The organism is Acinetobacter sp. Marseille-Q1623 (genome assembly GCF_902809895.1).
GTDB classification, from domain to species: domain Bacteria; phylum Pseudomonadota; class Gammaproteobacteria; order Pseudomonadales; family Moraxellaceae; genus Acinetobacter; species Acinetobacter piscicola_A.
Genome location: NZ_CADDWG010000002.1, coordinates 66,500 through 92,635 on the forward strand (window position 1 = coordinate 66,500; position 26,136 = coordinate 92,635).

Consider the following 26,136-nt stretch of genomic DNA (forward strand, 5'->3'; position numbering starts at 1 on the left):
CGGTGAAAATTTTCACCGCATTGATTCTAAAGCTTCCAGCAAACTAGTACCCTAACTGACGACTTGCCAAATCTTTCATGATTTCTTCAGCGCCACCACCGATCATATTTACTTTGACGTCACGGTAAATACGCTCAGATTTTGTGCCACGCATGAAGCCCATGCCACCCAGTGTTTGCACCGCTGCATCTGCACAAAACTGCATGGTTTGTGTTGCAACATTTTTTAGCATACAAATCTGTGCAATCAATTCATTGCCTTGTAACTCAGGTCGTCCCAAACGATAAGCTGTATCTTCAAGTAAAGCGCGTGTCGTGGTTAAACGTGTTGCCATATCGACCAATTTATGACGTACAACTTGATGATCGACCAAGCGCTTACCAAAAGTCTTACGCTCTTTTGCCCATTCTAAAGCTTCTTCATAACAGGTCAAAGCAAAACCATAACTACTGGCTGCAAGAAAGAAACGCTCCATGTTGAAGTTATTCATAATGACAAGAAAGCCCATATTTTCAACACCCAACAAATTTTTTACAGGGACACGGACATTGTCAAAATGTAAATGTGCGGTATCTGAAGCCCACCAGCCCATTTTATCGAGCTTAGATTTGCTGATCCCTTCACTATGTGCATCAATCAACAACATGGAAATGCCATTCGGACCTTTGGCATCGGGGTCAGTACGCACTGCAACCGTATAATAATCTGCTCGCATTCCCGAAGTAATAAAGGTCTTTTCCCCACTGACAATGTAATCATCTCCATCCCGAAAAGCTTTGGTTTTTAATGCTGCGACATCTGAGCCGCCAGTGGGTTCTGTAATTGCTAAAGCAGATATTTTTTCACCTGCCAATATTTTCGTTAAAACCGTTTCTTTAATTTCAGCAGATGCAAAATGATTAATCGGTGGGGCACCAATGGAATGTGAAAGCAATGATGCGCACAAACCACCTGAACCTGTTTTTGCTAATTCGATCGAAGACAATAAAACATGAAATGCATCGGTCTGTGCAATACCCCCATAAGTTTCATCAAACCCTAATCCAAGTAATCCAATATCAGCTGCTTTTTTATAAAGTTCACGTGGAAAAGTTTCAGCCTCTTCCCATTCATTTACATAAGGCAGCATTTCCTTTTGTACAAATTTTCGTACTGAATCGGAAAATTCAAAATGTTGCGGGCTATAGTAAATTGGATTCGGCTTCATTTTTATACACTTCCTTATTAATTTTCAAACTTATAGTGACAGATTTTTAAGCTTTTCAATGTGCTAAAAGCATCATTTAAACCCGAAAGTCATGATCTTTTCAGCCAAAACATAACTTTCATTTGACTCACAAATATTGATTTTTTATGACAGCAAAATCCTTTACAATCTTGAACTATTTGCTTTTTATTATGATGTACCGATGATCACACTGTCTCAATTTTTATCTCGTTTTAGCACTGTCACTCTTCAACGCAGTCTAAATTATGTAAAAAAAATTGACGTGGCAAATTTAGAAACACATCTTGACAATAACCGCTTGGACATTGAAGCACAAATTGAAGGCAATGATTGGTATGATACTTTTATTCGTGTTGACCTCAACAAGAGCAGCATCATAGATAATGAATGCAGTTGCCCTGTCGGTTTTAATTGTAAACATGCAGCAGCATTAGCACATTATTATTATAATCATCAACATGAAAAGCCATTCAAAAAACGATCAGATTACCATCCTCATCAATCTCATAAAAATACAGCAACTCATTCAGTACATCATCAATCAAATCACGCCACACATGACACTGCCAAAGCATGGCTGGAGCAGTTCCGCCAACAATTAGCCCTTGAAAAATCGACACAAATCTTAAAACATCACCAACTCATCTATATTTTTGAACCGAAGAAAAATTCAAAAAAATTACAATTAACAGTCAATAAAGCACGTCGCATTAAAGATGGTAGTATCAGTAGAACAGAGCATTATACTAGTTATGACAATGTGCCTAATGGCCGCTTAAAAGTATCCAATGAAGATAAAAATATTTTTAATCATCTCTATTTTTTTGCAAAACTAAACTTCAACCATGCAAATATATATAACTATCCACCCACGTGGGACATTTCAGGTATTTACCAAGAACAACTCAAAATGGTGATTCAAAAAGGTGTTTGTTATCATCTAAATACCCTCAATTCTGCACTCACATGGTCTGATGAACTTTATCAACTTGAATTTAATTGGCATGCACAGCCTGCACAAAAAACTGAAAAATTAAAAGCACAATTTTTTGACCAAAGTCATCAAAAATTAGATGCTGAGCATAACCAACAGATTTATATTATTCATTCACATCCTTTGAGTTACCTTGATGCTGTTAAAAATCAGGTGGGCGTATTAGAGTCGTCTTATTCAAGTGAAATGATTGAAGAATTAATCAATATGCCGCAACTTCCTGCGGATCTTTTAGCTGAGTTTGAACAAGTCATTCAACCCTATTCTGCTTTTGGAGATTTGCCCCAAACACAATTTTCACAAAACTTAGAAACGATTCAAGGTCAACCGATTCCGATTATACGTTTTGGTGGATTTCCACAATATCATCGTTTAAGCGATATGTATCACTATGCCATTGCTGAAATTGAATTTGAATATCCATCAGGACGAATCAAAGCAGGCGTCACTGAGGAATATGTCATTCAAATTTTGAATGAAAAAGCAGTCAAACAACAACGTGATTTAAAATTTGAAAAACAACAAGTTGAATCTTTAAAAAAATTAATCCCCTCTTTTCAATGGCTCACACAAATCAATAAAAACAAACGCCCTGCGTTTGACACAATGACTGAAAACTCAATTATTTGTGCTGATCCAAAAGATTGGATTCATCACCTGATTCCTGCAAATAAAATTGAACAATTAGGATGGAAAGTTGAACATACACCCGACAGCTTATTTCAATTATTAGCAACACAAAATTTTCAATTAAATTTAGTGGAGTCAACAAAAAAACAAAATTGGTTTGAAGTCGGTGCAACAGTTCAAGACCTTGAGGGTAACACATATGATGTCATCCAACTTTTAGCACATCTTGTTGCTAAAATGCCCACCATGTTAGATCCTGAATTCATTGAAGAATTAGAAGATGATGGCTACTTTATCGTAAATTTAGGTGATCAAAAACCACAATTGACCTTAAAAGTACAAGAAATAAAACCTATTTTTATTTATCTTAAAGAGATCTTGCAACATCCTGATTCAGCAGGATTTGATCGCTATGATGCAGCACAACTTATTGATTTAAAACATACTTTAGGTATGCCATGGCAAAGTTCAGAACCTTTATACCAATTTGCCCATAAACTCAATCAATGCTACCAACAACAAATTGCAACGCCTCAAGGCTTTCGAGGTGAATTACGTCCTTATCAACAACAAGGCTTAGGTTGGTTACAATTTTTACGTGAAACCCACCATGGCGGTATTCTTGCTGATGATATGGGTTTAGGCAAAACAGCTCAGACCTTGGCACATTTATTGATCGAAAAACAAGCGGGAAGACTTGATGAGCGTCCTGCCTTAATTATTGCACCGACATCATTAATGCAAAATTGGCGTAAAGAAGCAGAAAAATTTGCACCTGAATTAAAAGTTTTAATTTTACAGGGGCAAAATCGTCTTGAGCATTTCGAAAATATTCCACATGCAGATCTTATTCTCAGTACCTACCCACTTTTAGTGCGTGATGAAGAATATATTTTGAAATATCAATATCATATTCTAATTTTGGATGAAGCTCAAAATATCAAAAACCCACGTGCAAAAGCGGCTCAAGTGGTGAGACAAATTCAAGCTCAGCATCGCCTGTGCTTAACAGGCACGCCAATAGAAAACCATTTAGGCGAACTTTGGTCATTATTCCACTTTTTAATGCCAGGGTTCTTATATACACAGGATGTATTTAATAAAAAGTATCGTACGCCGATTGAAAAAGAAGGCGATACAATGATCAAAAATCGCTTAGTTGCTCGTATTAAACCTTTTATGTTACGCCGTTTAAAAACTGATGTTGCTCAAGAACTGCCAGAAAAAACAACAATTGAAGTGAATATTGACATGAATGAACAGCAGTCAAAACTATATGAAGCTGTTCGAGCAACCATGCAAAAAGATATTCGCGAAATTATTGCAGCTCGGGGCTTTAAACGTAGCCAAATTCAAATTTTAAGTGCATTATTAAAACTCAGACAAATCTGCTGTCATCCTCATCTGTTACAATTAGACTATCTTAAAGATGACAATATTCAGTCTGCAAAATTAGATCAACTGATTGAAATGCTGACCAATATGGTCGAAGAAGGACGTAAAATTTTAGTTTTTTCACAATTTACAAGCATGTTGCAACTTATTGAAAATCAATTAAATACTCTAAAAATAAAGCATACCAAATTAACTGGAAAAACAAAAAAACGAGATGAAGTGATTACAGCCTTTCAATCTGGCGATATCCCAGTATTTTTAATCAGTTTAAAAGCTGGAGGGGTTGGCTTAAATCTGACAGCAGCTGATACTGTAATTCATTATGATCCATGGTGGAATCCGGCTGCTGAAGATCAGGCATCTGACCGAGCTTGGCGAATTGGTCAAGACAAACCTGTGTTTGTTTATAAACTAATTACAAATCAAAGTATAGAAGAAAAAATTTTAGCTTTGCAGAAAAATAAAGCCCAATTAACCCAATCAATTCTCAGCACAGACCATGAACATGAAGTAAAATTAACTGAAGAAGATGTAATGAAATTACTTGAATAAAAATTGCATTATGTATCTATCACATTGTATTTTAAACAAACACATCGCAATTCTTTTTTTTTCATTTGGAATAAAATAGATGGAAAATAATTTAGAACAACAAAACAAACATTCATTGAATGTAAAATTATATCCTGTAGAAAATTTACAATTTTTACTGACTGCAGGACCTGATTTAATCAGTACACAAATCAAAAAAGGACAATATTGGGATCAATTGATTTTAGTTTTATCAGAGCACTTTTTAAAAGATATAGATCATCCCATATTTATTGATATTGGTGCCAATTTAGGTGCTATTTCCATTCCAATTGCGAAACACATTCAACCACGACAAGGTGTCGTGCATAGCTTTGAAGCACAACGAGCGGTATTTTATCAACTCTGTGGCAATATTTTTGCTAATCATCTTACACAAACTTGTCATGCTCATCACTTAGCGATTGGAAATAAACAAGGCACTATTCAAGTACCCATTTTAGATTTACATACCGACATCAATGTTGGTGCATTATCTTTAGATGCCGAAATTCGCGCTGAACAAAGCGAACACCATTTCGCTCATCATCATGATAAAAAATATGAGTCTGTAGATTTACAAAAAATAGATCATTTAACACTCCCCTCCGCGGACCTTATTAAAATTGACGTCGAAGGTATGGAGCTAGATGTCATTAAAGGAGCAAAAAAGTGGTTAAAATACAGTAATTACCCTCCAATTTTTCTTGAAGTATGGGGTGACTATATGAAAAAACAAAAAACTAAAAAAGAAAAATTAATTAAATATCTAACAACTGATCTTGGTTATGAATTATTTTTTATAGATGAACTTTGCATTGCCCAACATGTAACACGTAAAAAATATAATATCATTTTGAATGATCAAGATAGACAAGTTTATTTAGAAAAACTAGCATAATGCTCTAGAAAACATGTAAGAAGACAATTAAATCAATAAAATATAACAAGGAATAATTGAAATAATTATTCCTTATTTATAAATACTATTTTCCCACCCGCCATAAAAAACACCCCCAACTTTTCAGTTGAGGGTGTTTGAATTTAAAAGCTGGCGATGACTTACTCTCACATGGGTAATCCCACACTACCATCAGCGCTAAGAGGTTTCACTTCTGAGTTCGGGAAGGGATCAGGTGGTTCACTCTTGCTATTGTCGCCAGCAAACTGTTATGGATACTTGCTTTGGTCTTATTTCTTCACTTTTCAGTGTATGCCAATGCTTTTTCCAAATGAGTTTAACAGAGATATTTGAGTTGGTATTCAAACTAGCTTTTAAACTAAATCAAGCATTTTGCATTGAATTCATTGAAACATACAACTGTTTGGGTGTTGTATAGTCAAGCCTCACGAGCAATTAGTATTGGTCAGCTTCACATGTCACCATGCTTCCACATCCAACCTATCAACGTCGTAGTCTTCAACGGCTCTTTAGGAGACATAAAGTCTCGGGGAAATCTTATCTTGAGGTAGGCTTCCCGCTTAGATGCTTTCAGCGGTTATCCCTTCCGAACATAGCTACCCGGCGATGCGACTGGCGTCACAACCGGTACACCAGAGGTTCGTCCACTCTGGTCCTCTCGTACTAGGAGCAGATCCTCTCAAATTTCCAGCGCCCACGGTAGATAGGGACCGAACTGTCTCACGACGTTCTAAACCCAGCTCGCGTACCTCTTTAAATGGCGAACAGCCATACCCTTGGGACCTGCTTCAGCCCCAGGATGAGATGAGCCGACATCGAGGTGCCAAACACCGCCGTCGATATGAACTCTTGGGCGGTATCAGCCTGTTATCCCCAGAGTACCTTTTATCCGTTGAGCGATGGCCCTTCCATACAGAACCACCGGATCACTAAGACCTACTTTCGTACCTGCTCGACTTGTGGGTCTCGCAGTTAAGCGCGCTTTTGCCTTTATACTCTACGCGTGATTTCCGACCACGCTGAGCGCACCTTCGTACTCCTCCGTTACTCTTTAGGAGGAGACCGCCCCAGTCAAACTACCCACCAGACATGGTCCTCGCTCCAGATAATGGAGCAGAGTTAGAACCTCAATATTACCAGGGTGGTATTTCAAGATTGGCTCCACCGAAACTAGCGTCTCGGTTTCAAAGCCTCCCACCTATCCTACACAAGTAAGATCAAAGTTCAATGTCAAGCTGCAGTAAAGGTTCACGGGGTCTTTCCGTCTAGCCGCGGGTACACCGCATCTTCACGGCGATTTCGATTTCACTGAGCCTCTGCTGGAGACAGCGCCCCCATCATTATGCCATTCGTGCAGGTCGGAACTTACCCGACAAGGAATTTCGCTACCTTAGGACCGTTATAGTTACGGCCGCCGTTTACTGGGGCTTCGATCAAGAGCTTCGCTTACGCTAACCCCATCAATTAACCTTCCAGCACCGGGCAGGCATCACACCCTATACGTCCACTTTCGTGTTTGCAGAGTGCTATGTTTTTAATAAACAGTTGCAGGGGCCTAGTTTCTGTGGCTGCTCTCAGCTCAGGAAGCAAGTTCCATCACCAAAAGCAGCGTACCTTCTCCCGAAGTTACGGTACCATTTTGCCTAGTTCCTTCAGCAGAGTTCTCTCAAGCGCTTTGGTCTACTCGACCTGACCACCTGTGTCGGTTTCGGGTACGATTCCTGTGTAACTGAAGCTTAGAGACTTTTCTTGGAAGTATGGTATCAGCCACTTTACTGTACAAGTACAGCTTGCTATCAGTTCTCAGCATAGAGTACCCCGGATTTGCCTAAGATACATGCCTACAACCTTTCACCTGGACAACCAACGCCAGGCTGACTTAACCTTCTCCGTCCTCTCATCGCATTACACAGAAGTATTGGAATATTAACCAATTTCCCATCGACTACGCCTCTCGGCCTCGCCTTAGGGGTCGACTCACCCAGCCCCGATTAACGTTGGACTGGAACCCTTGGTCTTTCAGCGAACGGGTTTTTCACCCGTTTTGTCGTTACTCACGTCAGCATTCGCACTTCTGATACCTCCAGCAGACTTCTCAATCCACCTTCATCGGCTTACAGAACGCTCCCCTACCACGTATACATAGTATACATCCGCAGCTTCGGTACTATATTTTAGCCCCGTTACATCTTCCGCGCAGGCCGACTCGACTAGTGAGCTATTACGCTTTCTTTAAAGGGTGGCTGCTTCTAAGCCAACCTCCTAGCTGTCTATGCCTTCCCACATCGTTTCCCACTTAATATAGATTTTGGGACCTTAGCTGGCGGTCTGGATTGTTTTCCTCTTGACTACGGACGTTAGCACCCGCAGTCTGTCTCCCGGATAGTACTCATTGGTATTCGGAGTTTGCATCGGTTTGGTAAGTCGGGATGACCCCCTAGCCGAAACAGTGCTCTACCCCCAATGGTATTCGTCCGAGGCGCTACCTAAATAGCTTTCGGGGAGAACCAGCTATCACCGAGTTTGATTAGCCTTTCACCCCTATCCACAAGTCATCCCCTGGCTTTTCAACGACAGTGGGTTCGGTCCTCCAGTTAGTGTTACCCAACCTTCAACCTGCTCATGGATAGATCACCCGGTTTCGGGTCTATACCCAGCAACTATACGCCCTATTAAGACTCGATTTCTCTACGGCTCCCCTATACGGTTAACCTTGCTACTGAATATAAGTCGCTGACCCATTATACAAAAGGTACGCAGTCACCGAACAAGTCGGCTCCCACTGCTTGTATGCATGCGGTTTCAGGATCTATTTCACTCCCCTCACAGGGGTTCTTTTCGCCTTTCCCTCACGGTACTGGTTCACTATCGGTCAGTCAGGAGTATTTAGCCTTGGAGGATGGTCCCCCCATATTCAGACAAGGTTTCACGTGCCTCGCCCTACTCGTCATCATTATATGTGCCCTTTCGTGTACGGGACTATCACCCTCTACGGTCGCACTTCCCAGAGCGTTCCGCTAAAACACATATAACTTAATGGGCTGATCCCCGTTCGCTCGCCGCTACTGAGGGAATCTCAATTGATTTCTTTTCCTAAGGGTACTGAGATGTTTCACTTCCCCTCGTTCGCCTCGTATGACTATGTATTCATCATACGATACCTACCTTATGGTAAGTGGGTTTCCCCATTCAGAAATCTCCGGATCACAGGATATTTGCCGCCTCCCCGAAGCTTATCGCAGGCTATTACGTCTTTCATCGCCTCTGACTGCCAAGGCATCCACCACATGCACTTAATTACTTGACTATACAACCCCAAACAGTCGTTCATCCCTACAAGTAGGATGAGCAACAGATCAACTAATTACTCAGTCAATCATACAGTTGGCGTCTTGTGCACTTAAGCACTGTACAGCTTCAATCTAAATTCATATACCAAAACGCTTGATTCAGTTTTATCGCTAGTAACTCATTTCTTGTAGTTGCCTACTTGAAACGAGTATGAACAATTTATTTCAACTCAAATATATTCTGTTAATGATTCACTACGTCTTCGTCAGATCGCAGTCAACTGTGATAAATCACAGAAGTTAACAAGATGCGCATATTACGCCAACTTCTTATTAATTTCTATAATCTAGGACTTCGTTCGATTAAAGCCTGCGCAAAGCATATGAGACATATATGTCGCAAGGCTTAAATTTTAAGGAAAAGCGTTGCTTTTCTATTCTTAAAATTTGGTGGAGACTAGGAGAGTCGAACTCCTGACCTCCTGCGTGCAAAGCAGGCGCTCTACCAACTAAGCTAAGTCCCCAGCTTAAGATCTAAAATATCTAATTCCCTGTACTCAATATTTAATTTTTCAATTAAATAATGTGTTCGTCAGAATGGTGGGTCTGACAAGACTTGAACTTGTGACCCCACGCTTATCAAGCGTGTGCTCTAACCAACTGAGCTACAGACCCTCAGATACTTCAATGAAGAACAACTTGTTGTGGATTCTTACCGATCGTCAATCTTTCGTTAAGGAGGTGATCCAGCCGCAGGTTCCCCTACGGCTACCTTGTTACGACTTCACCCCAGTCGTCGGCCACACCGTGGTAAGCGTCCTCCTTGCGGTTAGACTACCTACTTCTGGTGCAACAAACTCCCATGGTGTGACGGGCGGTGTGTACAAGGCCCGGGAACGTATTCACCGCGGCATTCTGATCCGCGATTACTAGCGATTCCGACTTCATGGAGTCGAGTTGCAGACTCCAATCCGGACTACGATCGGCTTTTTGAGATTAGCATCCTATCGCTAGGTAGCAACCCTTTGTACCGACCATTGTAGCACGTGTGTAGCCCTGGTCGTAAGGGCCATGATGACTTGACGTCGTCCCCGCCTTCCTCCAGTTTGTCACTGGCAGTATCCTTAAAGTTCCCACCCGAAGTGCTGGCAAATAAGGAAAAGGGTTGCGCTCGTTGCGGGACTTAACCCAACATCTCACGACACGAGCTGACGACAGCCATGCAGCACCTGTATGTAAGTTCCCGAAGGCACCAATCCATCTCTGGAAAGTTCTTACTATGTCAAGACCAGGTAAGGTTCTTCGCGTTGCATCGAATTAAACCACATGCTCCACCGCTTGTGCGGGCCCCCGTCAATTCATTTGAGTTTTAGTCTTGCGACCGTACTCCCCAGGCGGTCTACTTATCGCGTTAGCTGCGCCACTAAAGCCTCAAAGGCCCCAACGGCTAGTAGACATCGTTTACGGCATGGACTACCAGGGTATCTAATCCTGTTTGCTCCCCATGCTTTCGTACCTCAGCGTCAGTATTAGGCCAGATGGCTGCCTTCGCCATCGGTATTCCTCCAGATCTCTACGCATTTCACCGCTACACCTGGAATTCTACCATCCTCTCCCATACTCTAGCTTCCCAGTATCGAATGCAATTCCTAAGTTAAGCTCAGGGATTTCACATCCGACTTAAAAAGCCGCCTACGTACGCTTTACGCCCAGTAAATCCGATTAACGCTCGCACCCTCTGTATTACCGCGGCTGCTGGCACAGAGTTAGCCGGTGCTTATTCTGCGAGTAACGTCCACTATCTTTAGGTATTAACCAAAGTAGCCTCCTCCTCGCTTAAAGTGCTTTACAACCATAAGGCCTTCTTCACACACGCGGCATGGCTGGATCAGGGTTCCCCCCATTGTCCAATATTCCCCACTGCTGCCTCCCGTAGGAGTCTGGGCCGTGTCTCAGTCCCAGTGTGGCGGATCATCCTCTCAGACCCGCTACAGATCGTCGCCTTGGTAGGCCTTTACCCCACCAACTAGCTAATCCGACTTAGGCTCATCTATTAGCGCAAGGTCCGAAGATCCCCTGCTTTCCCCCGTAGGGCGTATGCGGTATTAGCGTCCCTTTCGAAACGTTGTCCCCCACTAATAGGCAGATTCCTAAGTATTACTCACCCGTCCGCCGCTAGGTCCAGTAGCAAGCTACCTTTCCCCGCTCGACTTGCATGTGTTAAGCCTGCCGCCAGCGTTCAATCTGAGCCATGATCAAACTCTTCAGTTTAAAATCAATAGTGCTTTATTCAAAACACCAAATCTTGGCTCATCAATTTTCTGACATTAATTTCTCAAATAAACTTCGAGTAATTTCTACCATCAATCAATGAAAATAATTTCGATCAATCAACCAGTAAAAATCCACACAAGTTGTTCTTCATATTCTCTTAATGATCTTCTTAATGCTTCGTCAGCATCAAGCTAGGTCGGCTATATTACTCTCTATCTCTAGAAAGTCAACATGTAATGAAAATTATTTTTAATCCTTCCTTCTAAAACCCAACTTAATCAATTCAATCAAGTCATTGTTTTATCAGAAGTTTTAATCTTCATCACCGCCGATGGATGTGCATTCTACAGCATTTCAGATACGACGCAACCCCTTTTTTTAAAGTTTTTATCTTTTTTCAAGTTTTTTTGCTCACTCGTTACTTTTTTAAGCAATTTTTTATGTTTTTTTTAACTTTTAAGGTGATTTGAGTTAAATACATACTGTCGAACTACTGTTAGAATAGCGCCATGATTGTCACAAGTTCGTTCCTTGTAACTTACATTTAGGAATTTATATGCATCGTTTTAATTTTTTATGGGCAAGTATGCTGTGCATAGGCTTGACCTCAACTGCATTTGCTCAAGATGCATCTTCAGAATCTCTTGTTCAGGAAAGTGAGACAACTACCCAAACAACAGAGAATACTGAAGCTGTTACAACAGCAGAAAATTCAACTATAGATAGTAAACATCCACGTTTTGATGCTTTAAAAGAATTAAAATATGTCAAAGTTGAAAATTTAAAAGTGAATGCTAATGCTGCTCAAGCGGATGATGTCAAAGATCCATTGCAACCGTTAAATCGTGAAATTTTTGCATTTAATGATATGTTAGATCGTAATGTTGCACGTCCACTTGCTGTGCAATATTCAGAAAAAGTGCCTGAAGATGTACGTGGCTCTTATAGTTCATTCCGTAAAAATTTGAGTGAGCCGTGGAATGCAGTCAATCAATTAGCACAAGGTCGTTTTAGCCGTGCCGCAAAAACCTTAGGTCGTTTTACGATTAATACAGTCACCTCTTTAGGTTTTGCAGATCCTGCAAAACGTTTAGGTATGCCAAATGAAGATGAATCATTGGGTACGACTTTAGGTTATTATGGTGTTCCAAGTGGTCCTTATTTAATGTTGCCACTTTTTGGACCAAGCACTTTACGTAATTCTTTAGATTATGTTGCTGAAAGTTATGCAAACCCACTGACTTATACAGTAGATAATGCAGATCAGTCAGGTTATATCTGGGGAAATCGTCTAATGGGGGGGATTAATGCCCGTTCACGCTTATTAGAGTTTGAAGGTGCTTTACAAGGTGATAGATATGCTGCGATTCGTGATATTTATTTACAACGTCAAAGTTATAATATTGCCAAGAAAAAAGGTTTAGATACCGAAGCTATTTCCTTTGTTGATGATGTAGATGAAGATACTTCAACAGATGCCGAGCAATAATTTAAATCCACCTTTTTCACATATTTTGTAAAAAATTATCTGATATTGGCATATCCTCGGATGTGTCAATATCTCTTGGTTATCTATTTTACATCGTCTAACATATATTCAGACATATACGCTTTATAGCAGGATTATTGAATCACTTTATGTATTTCATTCAGCCCACTCGTACCATACCCAATTTAGACCAAGTACTAAATGCCCTTCCGAGTCTGCAAATGATCAATATTGAAGATATTCATTTGTATGATCCTACAGTCATTGCCATTGCAGATGTACAAGACTATTTACAACACCAGTGGAACTTACCGACAGTTGCTATTGCATTTGAAAATGAAGGTACAGCGCTTTCCCAAGCTTGGGAATTGGGTGCTTTAGCAGGTTGGATTTGGACACGCTTGCCTGCACACCCTGAACATTCATTATTAAAAATAGACGCACAATATAAACGTAATCAAGACAGTCGTGATTTACCGTCTGCTGCAGAATTACAAAAAAAATTACTGCCAAATCCAATTGAACTACAGAACTATAAAGTAGAAACTTTATTTAAGCCTTCAGCATATTTGTCTGGAGATTGGTACGATTATTGGAAAATTAGCGATAAAGAAATCATTTTTTATCTTGCTGATGTTTCAGGACATGGTGTTACTAGCTCTTTGCTAACATCATGGATGGCAGCGTTTCATGGGCGTTCTAAAACACCTAGAGAATTGATTAAAAAACTCAATGGAATGTTGGTGCAGGAAAATATCGAAAAGCACATTACCATGATTGCAGGGATTTTAAACTTAGAAACCCATGCTTTAAAATGGTCAAGTGCAGGACACTATCCTCCTCCGATTATTTTTGAACCGAACCAAGCACCTCGTGTTTTAAATACCAGTAGTTTTCCTTTAGGGTTAACCGAAGACCTTGAAGTTGAAGAGTTTGATTTGGTATTAAATCGCCATGCACGTTTTATTATTTGCTCAGATGGTGCGCTTGAACCTTATACAGGTGGCTTAAACGAACAGTTTTCACAACTCGTCTATCATTTGCAAAATCAATCATTCCAAACCCCAAATCACGTTGCTGATGATATTGCCATCCTCAGTTTAAGAAGAATGAATTAGCATATTATTCAAAAACTTAATTTAATATAGACTATTCTCTAACGCGTCAATACTTGAGTATAGAGTTGCGCTATGTGATAATTTTCCCATCCTTCTCTGCAAATGGCATTTATATGTCAACAGGTCATGTTGAATATGCAAGCTTGAATGGAACGCATATTTTCAAACTTATTGGTGAAGTGCGAGCCCAATCTTGTATAAGCTTAGATAAACTTTTGGCTCGGATTGAACAGCAAGAAAACGTCATTGGCGCTATTGTTGATTTAACCCAAACCACATTTATAGATAGTACAGTTTTAGGTGTACTGGCAAAGTTAGGCTTAAAGCTGAAACAAATCCATCATATCCAAGCTGTAATGCTATCCACAAATCCCGATATTACAACGCTTGCCAATAGCATGGGCTTAGGGCAGGTTTTTGTCATCCTCAATTATTGTGGTGATCCGAATGTCTGCACTCAGGCATTACTCGATGATAATGTCAATCATAGTACGATGTTAACCACGGTTTTAGATGCGCATAAAACATTAATGAAGCTCAATGAAAACAATCAAAATATGTTCGAGCCATTGGTAAAACAGCTTGAAAAACAGCAAGATGACATGGAATGTGTATCTCAAAGTGTGCCACAGCATAACGCTTAGCATTAAAATAAGGAAAAATCATGACTTTACTTTCTGTTGTTCAAATGAACTCTCAAAATGACATTGAAGCCAACTTTAGTGTGATTGAGTCGTTGATTCAACAAAGTAAAGCAAATGGTGCTTCTTTAATTGTTTTTCCTGAAAATTTTGTCTGTTTTGCTGCAGGTAAACAGCGTGAAACAGCTGAACGCTTTGAAGAGTTTCAACAGCGTTTAGAGCGTCTTGCAGCGCAATATCAAATCTGGATTGTTGCAGGCACCTTGCCTTGCCCTTTCCGCCCCGACGGTTCGACGATTTCAGATGGTCGTGTTCGTACAGTAAGCCTGTGTATCAGCCCTGAACGGACTGAAGCACGTTATGACAAAATTCATTTGTTTGATGTGCAAGTCGGTGATTCGGTGGGGGGCTATCAAGAGTCAAAATTCTTTGAACCTGGTACAGATGTGGTTGTAGCAAAAACACCTTTTGGCAATATTGGCTTAATGGTCTGTTATGACTTACGTTTTCCTGAACTTGCTTTAACCTTGAGATCGCAAGGTGCCAATATTTTGACTGCGCCTGCTGCATTTACCTATACCACTGGCGAAATGCATTGGCAGTTATTGCTTCAAGCACGTGCCATGGACAGTCAATGTCAGGTTTTAGGTGCAGCGCAACAAGGTTGGCATGGTGAAAAGCGTCAAACTTGGGGGCATGCAGGCGCAAGCAATAGTCGTGGTCAGATTTTAGAGATCACCAATCAAGAAGGTGCGCAGCTTTTGACTATACCTTTTGATTTAGCAGAGCAGGAAGCCATTCGTGCTTCTATGCCTTTGATGCAACATCGTATTTTAGTGCAATACTGAACATCATTTTGCATTGCATCTCACTTTTCAATCCCTGATAAATTTACAAAAACACTGCTTATTCTTTTCTCACTTTCAGACAGGATAATGGTTCAAATAACATACACAGGGATTTACCATGTCTTTAGAAAAAGTTGTTTATACCGCACATGCAAAAGCTACAGGCGGTCGTGATGGTCGTGCTACTTCCTCAGATAATATTTTAGATGTAAAACTCGCAGTACCTACAGAAATGGGAGGTGCAGGTGGTGGAACCAATCCTGAACAGCTTTTTGCTGCGGGTTATTCTGCATGTTTCTTAGGTGCAATGAAGTTTGTGGCGAATCGTGATCACATCAAAATTCCACATGATGCTTTTATTGAAGGCAATGTCGGCATTGGTCCAATTCCTACAGGTTTCGGCATCGAAGTGAAGTTAGATATTCATTTGGAAGGTTTAGACCAAGCAGAAGCTCAAAAGTTGGTAGATGCCGCGCATATTGTTTGTCCATACTCAAATGCAACACGTGGCAATATTGATGTGACGTTAAATGTGATTGTTTAAAACATTGTATAAGTAAAATCAACCTGAAGGATATAAATTTTCTTTGGGTTGTATTTCAATATAAATTAAAACATGCTCTATTCTTTTTAAAATACGTCATTGTTAAAAAAATTATTATGATGATTCAGCTTTAAATGACTTAAAACATCATGAAACGTTTTAATTAGGCTAATCCTATAAAAGCTATGAATAATTTTTAGTTATCTCCCCAAATGAGTAGTTTACCAATATCATCTATATGAAGCTTATGCATATGATTCATTTTTTCTAATCGCTGTTCAAAAATTTCTAATTCTTTTTTCGCTAATTCAACGGCATTTTCCAAATCAGAACGATAAAAATGGATCGGATCTTGTGCAGGTGGTGGAAAAAATCCTTCATCATGCTCATCAACTGTAAAATCAAACGTTATCTGCTCACCTTGAATTTTAATTTGTGGCTCAGGATGCCCCTCATAGAAAAATGCCTTATTCGTTGCTAAATTTTCCCAATACTGAATATCAGAAAGAGTGCCACAGCATTGTGGAAAATATTGATCAGTCCCATTTATTTGTAAAACATAACCGCCAAAAAATGCGACTACTTGAGACCGTTCGTATATTCCATCTCTCAAATCTTGCGTATGATCAATGATTATTTTGATCAAATTACGTTCTGAAATTTCTAAAATTTTACAAAATGATGACCCTGGGCTATAAGGCTTAAAATCATCTAAAAAACCCGCTTTTTTATAACAGTCAGCATGATATTGATTCCATAAATGAGCATAATCCCAATATGGATATTGATCAGGAGGTGAAATGCCTTGATTGTTATACCCCAATTCAATAACAGGTATTAGCGCTAAGGTTATCATCCATTCGTCCATAAAAATAAATGCAAAATTTTAAGGACCATGCCCACCATGACATGAACGCCCTTCTTGATACTTTGAAGCGATACGAAAGCACTTATTTCGCGCACCTTCCGCATTACCTTTATAACTGCCTAAACATGTTTGATAACACTGTTCACGTTCAGGCTCATCAAATTTTGCTTTTGGCGGTGTGACATTACGATGACATCCGCACAGTGCTAAAGCTAAAAAACCGAGCAAGAATAATATTCTCATCACTCTGCTGCTTCATTCGTCACACGTAAAACCTCTTCCATCGTAGTTTTACCTGCCAAGACTTTACGCAAACCATCATCACGAATCGAACCTGCATCACGACGTGCATATTCCTCAAGTTCATACTCAGCCGCATTGCCATGAATCAAACGACGCATTTGCTCATCAATCGGCACAATTTCATAAATTGCGGTACGACCTGTAAAACCAGTATGCGAACAATGGTCACAGCCTTGTGGTACAGGAAGTTTTAAATCAACTGCGTTAGAAACAGGCTTAAAAATAGCTTTTTCAAAATCATCCGCTTCACGCCATGTATGACATTGCGAACAGATTGTTCTCACCAAACGCTGCGCAATCACCCCAATCAAGGAACTCGATAATAAAAACGGTTCAATTCCCATATCTTTTAAACGTGTCACTGCACCAATTGCGGTATTGGTATGTAGCGTAGATAAAACCAAGTGACCTGTTAATGAGGCTTGCACGGCAATTTCTGCGGTTTCAAGATCACGAATCTCACCCACCATCACCACATCAGGGTCTTGACGAAGCATGGCTTTTAAAGCACGGGCAAAAGTCATATCCACTTTACTATTGACTTGTGTCTGTCCAATCCCTTCAAGCTGATACTCAATCGGGTCTTCGGCAGTCAAAATATTTTTAGAACCATCATTTAAGTCAGAAAGTGCAGCATACAGCGTGGTGGTTTTACCCGAACCCGTAGGCCCTGTCACAAGGATAATGCCGTGCGGACGATGAACCAAAGTTGTTAAACGCTCATAATCACTTGGCATTAAACCTAAATGGGTCATGTTCAAACGCCCTGCTTGCTTATCCAGCAAACGCATCACCACACGTTCACCATGCGAGGAGGGTAAAGTTGAAACACGAACATCGACTTCACGTCCTGCAAGACGCAAAGAAATACGACCATCTTGCGGAATACGCTTTTCAGCAATATCGAGTTTTGCCATGACTTTGATACGAGAAACCAAAAGTGGTGCAAGTTCACGGCGTGGTTGGACGATTTCACGTAACTGACCATCAACCCGTAAACGTACAGAAAGTTTCTTTTCAAAAGCTTCAATATGAATATCGGATGCGCCTACACGAATGGCTTCGGAGAGTAAGGCATTAATTAAACGAACAATCGGTGCATCATCTTCCTGATCCATTAAATCTTCTGTTTCAGGAACTTGATCTGCTAAACTCAATAAATCAGGATGGTCTTCTAAGCCTGCTGCAACTTGTTGAGACTCACCTGTTTCACCCGCATAACTTGACGTGAGTAATTGATTAAACTCAGTTTCGGTAGAAAGTTGATGCTGTGCAGGACGACCTAAATAACGGCGGGCTTCTTGAATGGCAATCTGTGTGGGATTTTCACGACGGACAATAAAAACTTGGTCGCCTTCGTAACGCAATAGCACTCCATGCCGTTTCGCAAAACTATAAGGTATTTGTAATTGTTTAAGAACTTGCATTACAACTTATATTAATGATTAAAATTGTTTTGAGTGTACTCTAAGCGCATGACAGCGTGAAGTCTGTTTTCAACAAATGATCAGAGGAATAATGAGCTTTGTCGATCAAAAATGAACATCTAGAACCAGAGCTTCCTGATCTAAAATGGTGGGGAGAACAAAAATTTGAGCTAAATCAAGCCAAAGCATGGCAATTTGGCTCATTAATGATGCGTCTAACTCGAGGACTCCAAGAATGGCGCTTGGAATATTATCGCCCACAAATGCAATATGACTATGAGCAACAATGGAGTTGTATTCAAGATGTCAATTTTGGCTTTCCACAGCCTGTGCATGTTGAACGCTATATGTTTAGAGAAACCCATAATCATTTTCAACTGATGCCACGCTTAGCGGATCGTTCAGTGGTGATTCGCCCCGTAGATCCCATTTATATTCCTGCAGGGCAACGTGGAACTTTATATATTAGCACCCCACTTTGGGTGGCAGGTTTTGTACAAGCGCAGAAAGAACCCCTATTTGATATTCCCGTCATTTTGCCCAAAGATACATGGTTTGGCCCTGACCATCGTACTGGTGAAATGTGTTATGCCACTTCAGTAGATGGACGTACCGAACTTAATCTATTACGTCCTCGTGCCTTTCGTGCTGTCACGCCGATTGTTTTTCATAATATTAGTCATCATCAATTACGTTTTGATCGTATGAATGTACCTGTACCGGCATTACCGTTATTTTATAGTGAAAGTACAGGACGGCTTTGGACATCGCAAATTAAAGTCATTTATGAAGGTGATGACCGCCCTGCACGAATTAAAATTGAAAATCGCACGCCGCCTTTGGCAGGTGAAGTCAGTTATGTACATCCACCACGTTCGCCAGGTGGTGCGCTATTTAATATGTTTGATTCATTCTTCTAAGAGGTCAGTATGGCAGACAGTAATATTCCCAAAGACATTGCTGATAATTTAAAAGGTATTTTTACCAATATTAATACTGACCGACTCAGTGAAATTGTGGTCGCAATTGTGCTGTGTTTTGTGGGTTTTTTATTGGCACGAATCATTTCCAATACCTTTATTCGAACCATTGGTGCCAAGTTCAATGCACATCAACGCTTGGTATGGCGACGAGGGATTTTTTATTTTATTTTCATGATTTTTGTGATGGCGAGTTTAAAAGAAGCAGGCTTTAAACTCAGTGTCTTTTTAGGCGCAGCAGGGATTTTGACCGTTGCTTTGGGTTTTGCCTCACAAACGTCAGCCTCAAATTTAATTAGTGGTTTGTTCTTGATTGGCGAAGGCTCTTTTGAAATTGGCGATACTATTCAGATCACCTTAATCCGTGGGCATACCATTGAAGGTGAAGTGATTTCCATTGATTTACTTTCTGTCAAACTGCTCACTTGGGATAATGTGTATGTACGTTTACCGAATGAACAACTCATTCGGGCACCTGTACATAATTTATCAAAGTTTCCGATACGGCGCATCTTGATCACTTTGGCAATTAATTTTAATGAAGATATCAACAAAGTACGTGAAGTGTTGTTAGACCTTGCCAATGATTATCCTTTGGTTTTAGCTGACCCTAAACCACGTTTAAGCGTGACCTCTTTTGGTGAATCTTCAATTGAGTTGCATTATGCGTTGTGGTGTAAACAAAGCAATTATATGCAAGTTAAAGATGAAATCCATGAACAAATTCGCAATCGTTTTGTTGAAAATCAGATTGAAATTCCTGTGCCTAAAATTGGTTTTGTAGATCGTCCCATAACCCAACATAGCGCATTAGCCAATGAAGATGTGGATGCCTATGCAAATGCGCAAGAACTCAAAATGCAAAAAGATCAAGATAAGCATTTATAAACACGCACAATTTCAATTAAAAATTGCGATAGAAAAAACCCTCTAATCTCTAGAGGGTTTTTTATTTCTAATGATTTAACGCTTTTGTTTCAGGAATAGGTGCAATATAAGCAATGATCAGCATGACAAAACCTGCGCCTAAAAAAGAAATAACCCGTGTTAATGTGCCGATATGTGAGAGGTCAAGTAAGACTAATTTTAAGGTCACAAGCATTAAAATACTGCCGCCTAAAATCCATAAAGCACGCATATTTTTCTTTGTTGCATAACTCATGGTAATAAAAGCCAAACTCACCCAAAGCAAAGTAAAACTCAATTGAATTGTCGCGTTTTGCCAAATCGCAAGCGTATTATATGGTGTAGACAAATAGACATGTAATGCCCGTAAAATCACATAACTACTCAACCAAAGTAAACTTAAAACTGACAACACAGCCACAATTCCACGATCCATTCCCTGTTTAAGTTGCAAACTCAACATCCAAATAAAACCAAATAAAATCGCAATACTGATCAAGTCAAAAGGATTGAATACAGGAAGTAGATAAAACTGAAAAGGTTGTTGTGAAAATAATTGTGAACATACAATCCAGATAAGCATCAAAGCCAAGCTACTTCGTGTTTGCCAAAACATCGTCCAATTCAAATTTTCTTTTTGACTAAAACACCATGCACAAAATGCTAAAGGTAGGATCACCATACTGATATAAGGCAGAGCAGGCAAAATACTCAAACTCATCAAGCTTAAGCTCAACAAAGTTCCCAAACTCACCCATTCTTTTTCAAGCTGTAAGCCTACAGAAGGACGCAGCCATAACCCTGTCAACAGTGCACCACTAAAGAAAATGCCTGCTTGTTCAATCGTATTCAACCAGAGGATACTGCCGTTTTCACTACGATGAATGACGAAGAATAATGCAAAAATATAAAGTGGGATCACCCCAATCCATTTTGGAATCAGCCATGACCATGATGCTTTACGCCATAACATCACGCGATTTAAAATGACATATAAGCCACTCATCAATATTAAAGTGACAATATACTGAGATGGTCCTTCAAGATAATCCACCCACAAAAACAATTGCATAGCGGTTGCCGACAGCAACAACATACTCAAAAAAGTAATACTGCTATAGGTTAATTGTTGTTGAAACTTTTCATAGGCATTAGCAAGTAAAACTACAGCAAAATAGCTGATACTCAGCACCCAATACATCAAGCTTGGAAAATGTGCAGATTCAAATAAATAATATAAGCTCGACAAGCCCGCAACCAGTAATAAAGCACTCGCCAGATAACGACTCACTGTAGATTTTTGATATAAAGCAAATACAAAAATCAGTACACCTTCCACCGCCCATCCCATCACACTCCATTCATCTTGTAAAAGAAGTGGCGGAATTAATGTGATAAAAATCAACATTAAACTAAAATAGCTTTGTGAAATAATTTTGACGGCTTGATTATGCTTCGCCAATAGATACAGCACTGCAAATAACACCGCAAATGCTAGACTCAGACTGGCTTGCCAAACTGTTTTTTCAAAATAAATCAAATATAAAAAAGTATAAGCAACCAATGGCGCACCAAAAATGAGGGCGATGTCTAAAGCAGGTTTTAACTGAAATTGTTGTACATCTTTTTGTGCGATCAGCTGACTAAAACGGAAGCCTAACCAAATGAAAATGGCCGTATGTGCAAGTACCAAAAATGCCAAAGCATCATGTTGCTGCGCTTGCCCATGAATAAAGGCATAGCTGCCTGCCACAATCACCGTCATTAAAAATGCGATTTGATTGAGAATTTTCCACGGGCGCAAGGTCGTTAAAATGGCAACACAGAAATTAATAACCCAATAATACGCAACAAACTCTACTGCTGTTGCCGCCCGCACAGGCAAAGTAAAAGGTGCGGCGGCGGCAATGACCATTGCCATTAAAGCCAATTCAATACTCTGCTGTTTTAAACTTAAAGTCAGCGTGAGTGCCATTACCACAGCAAAACAAATAGTCGCAACATAAATATTCGGAATGACATGATTGTAATAAGCAAAAAATAGCGTTAAAAATAGTCCTGCTAATCCAAGTCCTTCAAGTGCTAAAGCAAAACTTCTATTTTTATTCTGTAGAAAAACACCAATCCCTGTAAGCACGAAGCTTAGTATTGCAACGATTGCCAGTTTTAAAGATAAACTGACCTGCCAATGTTCCGTTGCAAAACGCAGTAATAAAATAATCCCAATGACCAATACAACAGTTGCGGCTTTTAAGACAGGATTGCCTTGAAAAATCCATTGTTTAATTTGTTGGATTAAACTCATTTCAGGCTGAGTTTCAGATAACTGTTGGGTCGAATTTGAAATAACCGCAGTACTGTGTTCTGATGTGATAGATTGTTGCTGCACATGGTTCAGCTTTTCTTGTAACTGCTGTACAGAACGCTCTAAACGTCTTAGCCACCTTAGAAAAAAGAAAATCCAACAGGTTAAACCCAAGCCTATTAGCCAACCCCATTGCAGGCTCATGCCCACAACCGCAAGTAATGAGGAAATATAAAGCGGAACTTTAGAGGTAAACTGTAAAGTCAGATGTTGTTGCGCTGAAAGATCAAGCAAAGGCTTTTGCAAAGCATCGACATAATGTATTACACTCATCACAAATGCCAAAGCGCAGACATAGGTCACGACTTCCGTCTTTAAAAACCACGCTGAAACCGCAACAATCGTTAAGACCATTAACCAAATAATACGAATCTCACTCTGCCCTTTGAGCATATTTCTCTGTCTCTCTCCTGAGTATTTGGATGATACAACAGTCAAACGCTGAGTTCTGATGAATTCATCAGATATTCGGTAACTATCGTTCTACATCATGATGCTATGCTCCTTTCCAAAATCACGTACAATACTGCTATTAATTGAATTAGGAATTTTGCAATGCCACCATTTGTTTTGGTCGATGGGTCATACTTTTTATTTCGTGCCTTTCATGCACTACCACCATTAACCACCTCAACAGGTTTACAAACCAATGCAATTCGTGGTGCTATTTCTGCAATTCAAAAGTTAATGCGCCGTGTTCAACCTACGCATATGGCCGTGATTTTCGACACACCAGAACCTACTTTTCGTCATCAACTTTCACCGATTTATAAAGGTGATCGTCCAAGTATGCCTGACGAACTTGCTCAACAAATTCCTTATTTACATGCCTTAATTCGTGCGCTAGGTATTCCACTTCATATGCTACCTGGTGCAGAAGCGGATGATATTATTGGTACTTTAGCCAAACGTGCTGAAGCTGCGGGTCATCAAGTCCTGATCTCAACAGGCGACAAAGACATGGCGCAATTGGTCACTGAAAAAGTGACGCTTGAAGACAGCTTTAAAGATAAACCCATGAATATTGAAGGGGTCATTGAAAAGTTTGGTGTCCGTCCAGATCAGATCATTGATTATTTAACATTGATGGGCGATGCCTCAGACGGCATTAAAGGTGTCCCTGGCGTCGGTGCAAAAACAGCAGCCAAGCTTTTAAATGAATATGGTAATTTACAAAACATTATTGCCAATGTTGACAATATTAAAGGTAAAGTTGGTTTAAGTATTAAAGAAAACCAAGACGGTATTAAACTTGATCACCAACTTGCAAGTATTATTATCGACCTTGATATGGGTTTGACCTATGATGATTTGAAACTGACAGACCCGAATGTCGAAGAATTACGTCATTTGTATACTGAGTTAGAATTCCGTAATCAATTACAATCGTTAGATCATCCTAATAATCCAAACAGTGCTGCGTATAAACAGACCTCAAAACAAATCGAAAAAACCGCACAAAATACTGAAAATAACAATGATCAAGCCATTTCAAGTAGTATTGATGATCAACTTGGACAAGCAACTTACCACACTATTTTAACTCAGGCGGATTGGGAGCAGTTTTTCAAGCGTTTAAGTACAGAAAAACGTTTTGCCATTGATACTGAAACCACTAGTTTAGATTATCGTGTTGCAGAAATGGTGGGTTTTTCAGTTGCTTTTGATGCGAAAGATGCCTATTACATTCCACTTGCACATGATTATGAAGGTGCACCTGAACAACTGAATCGTGATGTGATTCTTCAACACATTAAACCTATTTTAGAAGATGTAACTGTTGAAAAAATTGGACATCATTTAAAATATGATGCGCATATCTTTGAAAATCATGGTATCCATTTACAAGGTTGGTATTTTGATACCATGTTGGCATCTTATGTCCTCAACTCAGTGGCGACGCGTCACGGTATGGATGATGTTGCACGTGTTTATTTAAGTCACTTGACCACAAGCTTTGAACAAATTGCAGGCAAAGGCGCGAAGCAAAAAACTTTCAATCAAATTGAGCTTGAAACAGCTGCACATTATGCCGCTGAAGATGCACATGTGACCTATCGTTTATATGAAGTACTCGATCGTAAGCTAAAAGAAATTCCTGAACTCAGCAATATTTTGCACAATATTGAAATGCCTGTTGCTCGTGTTCTGACTTCAATGGAAGAAAATGGCATTGCGTTAAATCTAGCATTTTTAGACCAACTCAGTGTAGATTTTGCTGAAACCATTCAGAACCTTGAAAATCAAATTATTGAAATTGCAGGCGAATCTTTTAATGTCGGTTCACCAAAGCAAGTGGGTGAAGTCCTATTTGAAAAATTAGGTTTAAAAGGTGGCAAGAAAACAGCTACAGGTCAATACAGCACGTCTGAAGCTATTTTAGAAAAAATTGATCATCCTATTACCTCATTAATTATTGAATATCGTGGTTTAACCAAACTCAAAAGTACTTATACCGAAGGTTTATCTAAACAAGCCAATAATGAAACGCATCGTGTACACACCAGTTATCATCAAGCATTAACGGCGACAGGTCGCTTATCTTCGACCGATCCAAACTTACAAAATATTCCTGTTCGTGAAGAGATTGGACGTCAAATTCGTAAAGCCTTTATTGCGCCGCAAGGTCGCGTATTACTTGCAGCCGATTATTCACAAATTGAACTGCGTTTAATGGCACATTTTTCCCAAGATGAAGCGTTAGTTCATGCTTTTAATCATGGGCAAGATGTACACCGTCGTACAGCATCAGAAGTTTTGGGTGTTGCACTTGAAGATGTCACCAATGATCAACGTCGCCAAGCCAAAGCCGTTAACTTTGGTTTGCTTTATGGTATGTCTGAATTTGGTTTGATTCGTCAACTTGGCTTTACCCGTGAAGAATCACAAAACTATATCAAACAATATTTCCATCGCTATCCTGGCATTTATGAGTATATGCAACGTACTCGCCAAGTGGCTTTGGAACAAGGCTTCGTGGAAACGATTACAGGTCGCCGTCTTTACACACCTGATATTGATGCTCGTAATATGATGGTGCGTAAAGCGGCTGAACGTGCAGCAATCAATGCGCCACTACAAGGTTCTGCCGCTGAAATCATTAAAATGGCCATGATTGAAGTTGATAAAATCTTACCGAAAGATCAAGCCAAACTTCTACTTCAAGTTCACGATGAATTGGTCTTTGAAGTCGATGAAGCGATTGCTGATGAATTAGCAAAACAGATTCAGGACGTCATGCAAAAAGTGTGTACCTTGTCTGTGCCTTTGTTGGTTGAAGTCGGCAAAGGCAACAATTGGGATGAAGCACATTAATCGCTTTTAGTACCTTCCTCCTTCTAGGA

Annotated in this window: 15 protein-coding genes, 2 tRNA genes and 3 rRNA genes; 10 read left to right on the top strand and 10 right to left on the bottom strand. The window is 39.9% G+C overall.

Going from position 1 to position 26,136, the window contains the following annotated elements; all coding sequences use genetic code 11:
• Nucleotides 1-43: 43 nt before the first annotated feature.
• The gene (locus tag HUV91_RS12930; protein ID WP_174493687.1) at nt 44-1,207 is read right to left on the bottom strand and encodes an acyl-CoA dehydrogenase family protein; all 1,164 of its coding nucleotides are present in this window, start codon (nt 1,205-1,207) and stop codon (nt 44-46) included.
• Between the two features lie 202 nt (nt 1,208-1,409).
• Here HUV91_RS12930 and HUV91_RS12935 point away from each other — a divergent pair, with 202 nt between their 5' ends.
• Nucleotides 1,410-4,799: a DEAD/DEAH box helicase gene (locus tag HUV91_RS12935; RefSeq protein ID WP_174493688.1), complete on the top strand. Its 3,390-nt coding sequence runs from the start codon at nt 1,410-1,412 to the stop codon at nt 4,797-4,799.
• 79 nt (nt 4,800-4,878) lie between these two features.
• Nucleotides 4,879-5,718: an FkbM family methyltransferase gene (locus HUV91_RS12940; protein ID WP_174493689.1), complete on the top strand. Its 840-nt coding sequence runs from the start codon at nt 4,879-4,881 to the stop codon at nt 5,716-5,718.
• Nucleotides 5,719-5,866: 148 nt separating this feature from the next.
• Here HUV91_RS12940 and rrf read toward each other — a convergent pair.
• The 5 genes from rrf to HUV91_RS12965 form a co-directional block, all read right to left on the bottom strand.
• Nucleotides 5,867-5,981, bottom strand: a 5S ribosomal RNA gene (gene rrf / locus HUV91_RS12945).
• Between the two features lie 172 nt (nt 5,982-6,153).
• Nucleotides 6,154-9,046 (bottom strand): 23S ribosomal RNA (locus HUV91_RS12950).
• A gap of 431 nt (nt 9,047-9,477) precedes the next feature.
• Nucleotides 9,478-9,553: transfer RNA gene (locus HUV91_RS12955), tRNA-Ala, on the bottom strand.
• A 74-nt stretch (nt 9,554-9,627) separates the two neighbouring features.
• Nucleotides 9,628-9,704, bottom strand: a tRNA-Ile gene (locus HUV91_RS12960).
• A gap of 59 nt (nt 9,705-9,763) precedes the next feature.
• Nucleotides 9,764-11,300, bottom strand: a 16S ribosomal RNA gene (locus HUV91_RS12965).
• Together the 16S, 23S and 5S rRNA genes with 2 tRNA genes alongside form the textbook arrangement of a ribosomal RNA operon.
• 559 nt (nt 11,301-11,859) lie before the next feature.
• Here HUV91_RS12965 and HUV91_RS12970 point away from each other — a divergent pair.
• From HUV91_RS12970 to HUV91_RS12990, 5 genes are all read left to right on the top strand, one after another.
• Complete coding sequence (locus HUV91_RS12970; RefSeq protein WP_174493690.1) at nt 11,860-12,792, top strand: VacJ family lipoprotein; 933 nt, start codon at nt 11,860-11,862, stop codon at nt 12,790-12,792.
• 149 nt (nt 12,793-12,941) lie between these two features.
• Nucleotides 12,942-13,910 (top strand): RsbU family protein phosphatase GigA, encoded by a 969-nt coding sequence (gigA, locus tag HUV91_RS12975; protein WP_130071980.1) that lies wholly within the window; start codon nt 12,942-12,944, stop codon nt 13,908-13,910.
• 113 nt (nt 13,911-14,023) lie between these two features.
• On the top strand, nt 14,024-14,554 hold the full coding sequence (gene gigB / locus HUV91_RS12980) for an anti-anti-sigma factor GigB (RefSeq protein WP_130071981.1): 531 nt from the start codon (nt 14,024-14,026) through the stop codon (nt 14,552-14,554).
• A gap of 20 nt (nt 14,555-14,574) precedes the next feature.
• Complete coding sequence (locus HUV91_RS12985) at nt 14,575-15,399, top strand: carbon-nitrogen hydrolase family protein (protein ID WP_174493691.1); 825 nt, start codon at nt 14,575-14,577, stop codon at nt 15,397-15,399.
• A 118-nt stretch (nt 15,400-15,517) separates the two neighbouring features.
• Nucleotides 15,518-15,943 (top strand): organic hydroperoxide resistance protein, encoded by a 426-nt coding sequence (locus tag HUV91_RS12990; protein WP_130071983.1) that lies wholly within the window; start codon nt 15,518-15,520, stop codon nt 15,941-15,943.
• Between the two features lie 196 nt (nt 15,944-16,139).
• Here the strand turns inward: HUV91_RS12990 and HUV91_RS12995 are convergent, their stop codons facing one another.
• The 3 genes from HUV91_RS12995 to gspE are packed head-to-tail and all read right to left on the bottom strand — an operon-like array spanning nt 16,140 to nt 18,541.
• A complete protein-coding gene (locus HUV91_RS12995; RefSeq protein WP_217431202.1) occupies nt 16,140-16,799 on the bottom strand; it encodes a hypothetical protein in 660 nt (219 codons plus the stop codon).
• 30 nt (nt 16,800-16,829) lie between these two features.
• Nucleotides 16,830-17,054, bottom strand: coding sequence for a hypothetical protein (locus HUV91_RS13000; protein ID WP_174493692.1), 225 nt, complete (start codon nt 17,052-17,054; stop codon nt 16,830-16,832).
• Entirely contained in the window at nt 17,054-18,541 is a 1,488-nt protein-coding gene (gene gspE / locus HUV91_RS13005) for a type II secretion system ATPase GspE (RefSeq protein WP_174493693.1), read from the bottom strand. Before gspE ends, HUV91_RS13000 begins: the two co-directional genes overlap by 1 nt.
• A gap of 98 nt (nt 18,542-18,639) precedes the next feature.
• Here gspE and HUV91_RS13010 point away from each other — a divergent pair, with 98 nt between their 5' ends.
• Nucleotides 18,640-19,461 carry a hypothetical protein gene (locus HUV91_RS13010; protein ID WP_130071988.1) on the top strand — a complete coding sequence of 274 codons (822 nt, stop codon included), beginning with the start codon at nt 18,640-18,642 and terminating at the stop codon, nt 19,459-19,461.
• Nucleotides 19,462-19,470: 9 nt separating this feature from the next.
• Complete coding sequence (locus HUV91_RS13015; RefSeq protein WP_174493694.1) at nt 19,471-20,409, top strand: mechanosensitive ion channel family protein; 939 nt, start codon at nt 19,471-19,473, stop codon at nt 20,407-20,409.
• A 67-nt stretch (nt 20,410-20,476) separates the two neighbouring features.
• Here the strand turns inward: HUV91_RS13015 and HUV91_RS13020 are convergent, their stop codons facing one another.
• Nucleotides 20,477-23,185 carry a DUF2339 domain-containing protein gene (locus HUV91_RS13020; RefSeq protein ID WP_174493695.1) on the bottom strand — a complete coding sequence of 903 codons (2,709 nt, stop codon included), beginning with the start codon at nt 23,183-23,185 and terminating at the stop codon, nt 20,477-20,479.
• Between the two features lie 162 nt (nt 23,186-23,347).
• Here HUV91_RS13020 and polA point away from each other — a divergent pair, with 162 nt between their 5' ends.
• Nucleotides 23,348-26,107 carry a DNA polymerase I gene (gene polA, locus HUV91_RS13025; protein WP_130071991.1) on the top strand — a complete coding sequence of 920 codons (2,760 nt, stop codon included), beginning with the start codon at nt 23,348-23,350 and terminating at the stop codon, nt 26,105-26,107.
• Nucleotides 26,108-26,136: the final 29 nt, after the last annotated feature.

Coding starts and splice junctions, on each gene's coding strand:
- HUV91_RS12930 (WP_174493687.1), bottom strand. CDS start 1,207: ATGAAGCCGAATCCAATTTACTATAGCCCGCAACATTTTGAATTTTCC.
- HUV91_RS12935 (WP_174493688.1), top strand. CDS start 1,410: ATGATCACACTGTCTCAATTTTTATCTCGTTTTAGCACTGTCACTCTT.
- HUV91_RS12940 (WP_174493689.1), top strand. CDS start 4,879: ATGGAAAATAATTTAGAACAACAAAACAAACATTCATTGAATGTAAAA.
- HUV91_RS12970 (WP_174493690.1), top strand. CDS start 11,860: ATGCATCGTTTTAATTTTTTATGGGCAAGTATGCTGTGCATAGGCTTG.
- gigA (WP_130071980.1), top strand. CDS start 12,942: ATGTATTTCATTCAGCCCACTCGTACCATACCCAATTTAGACCAAGTA.
- gigB (WP_130071981.1), top strand. CDS start 14,024: ATGTCAACAGGTCATGTTGAATATGCAAGCTTGAATGGAACGCATATT.
- HUV91_RS12985 (WP_174493691.1), top strand. CDS start 14,575: ATGACTTTACTTTCTGTTGTTCAAATGAACTCTCAAAATGACATTGAA.
- HUV91_RS12990 (WP_130071983.1), top strand. CDS start 15,518: ATGTCTTTAGAAAAAGTTGTTTATACCGCACATGCAAAAGCTACAGGC.
- HUV91_RS12995 (WP_217431202.1), bottom strand. CDS start 16,799: ATGATAACCTTAGCGCTAATACCTGTTATTGAATTGGGGTATAACAAT.
- HUV91_RS13000 (WP_174493692.1), bottom strand. CDS start 17,054: ATGAGAATATTATTCTTGCTCGGTTTTTTAGCTTTAGCACTGTGCGGA.
- gspE (WP_174493693.1), bottom strand. CDS start 18,541: ATGCAAGTTCTTAAACAATTACAAATACCTTATAGTTTTGCGAAACGG.
- HUV91_RS13015 (WP_174493694.1), top strand. CDS start 19,471: ATGGCAGACAGTAATATTCCCAAAGACATTGCTGATAATTTAAAAGGT.
- HUV91_RS13020 (WP_174493695.1), bottom strand. CDS start 23,185: ATGCTCAAAGGGCAGAGTGAGATTCGTATTATTTGGTTAATGGTCTTA.
- polA (WP_130071991.1), top strand. CDS start 23,348: ATGCCACCATTTGTTTTGGTCGATGGGTCATACTTTTTATTTCGTGCC.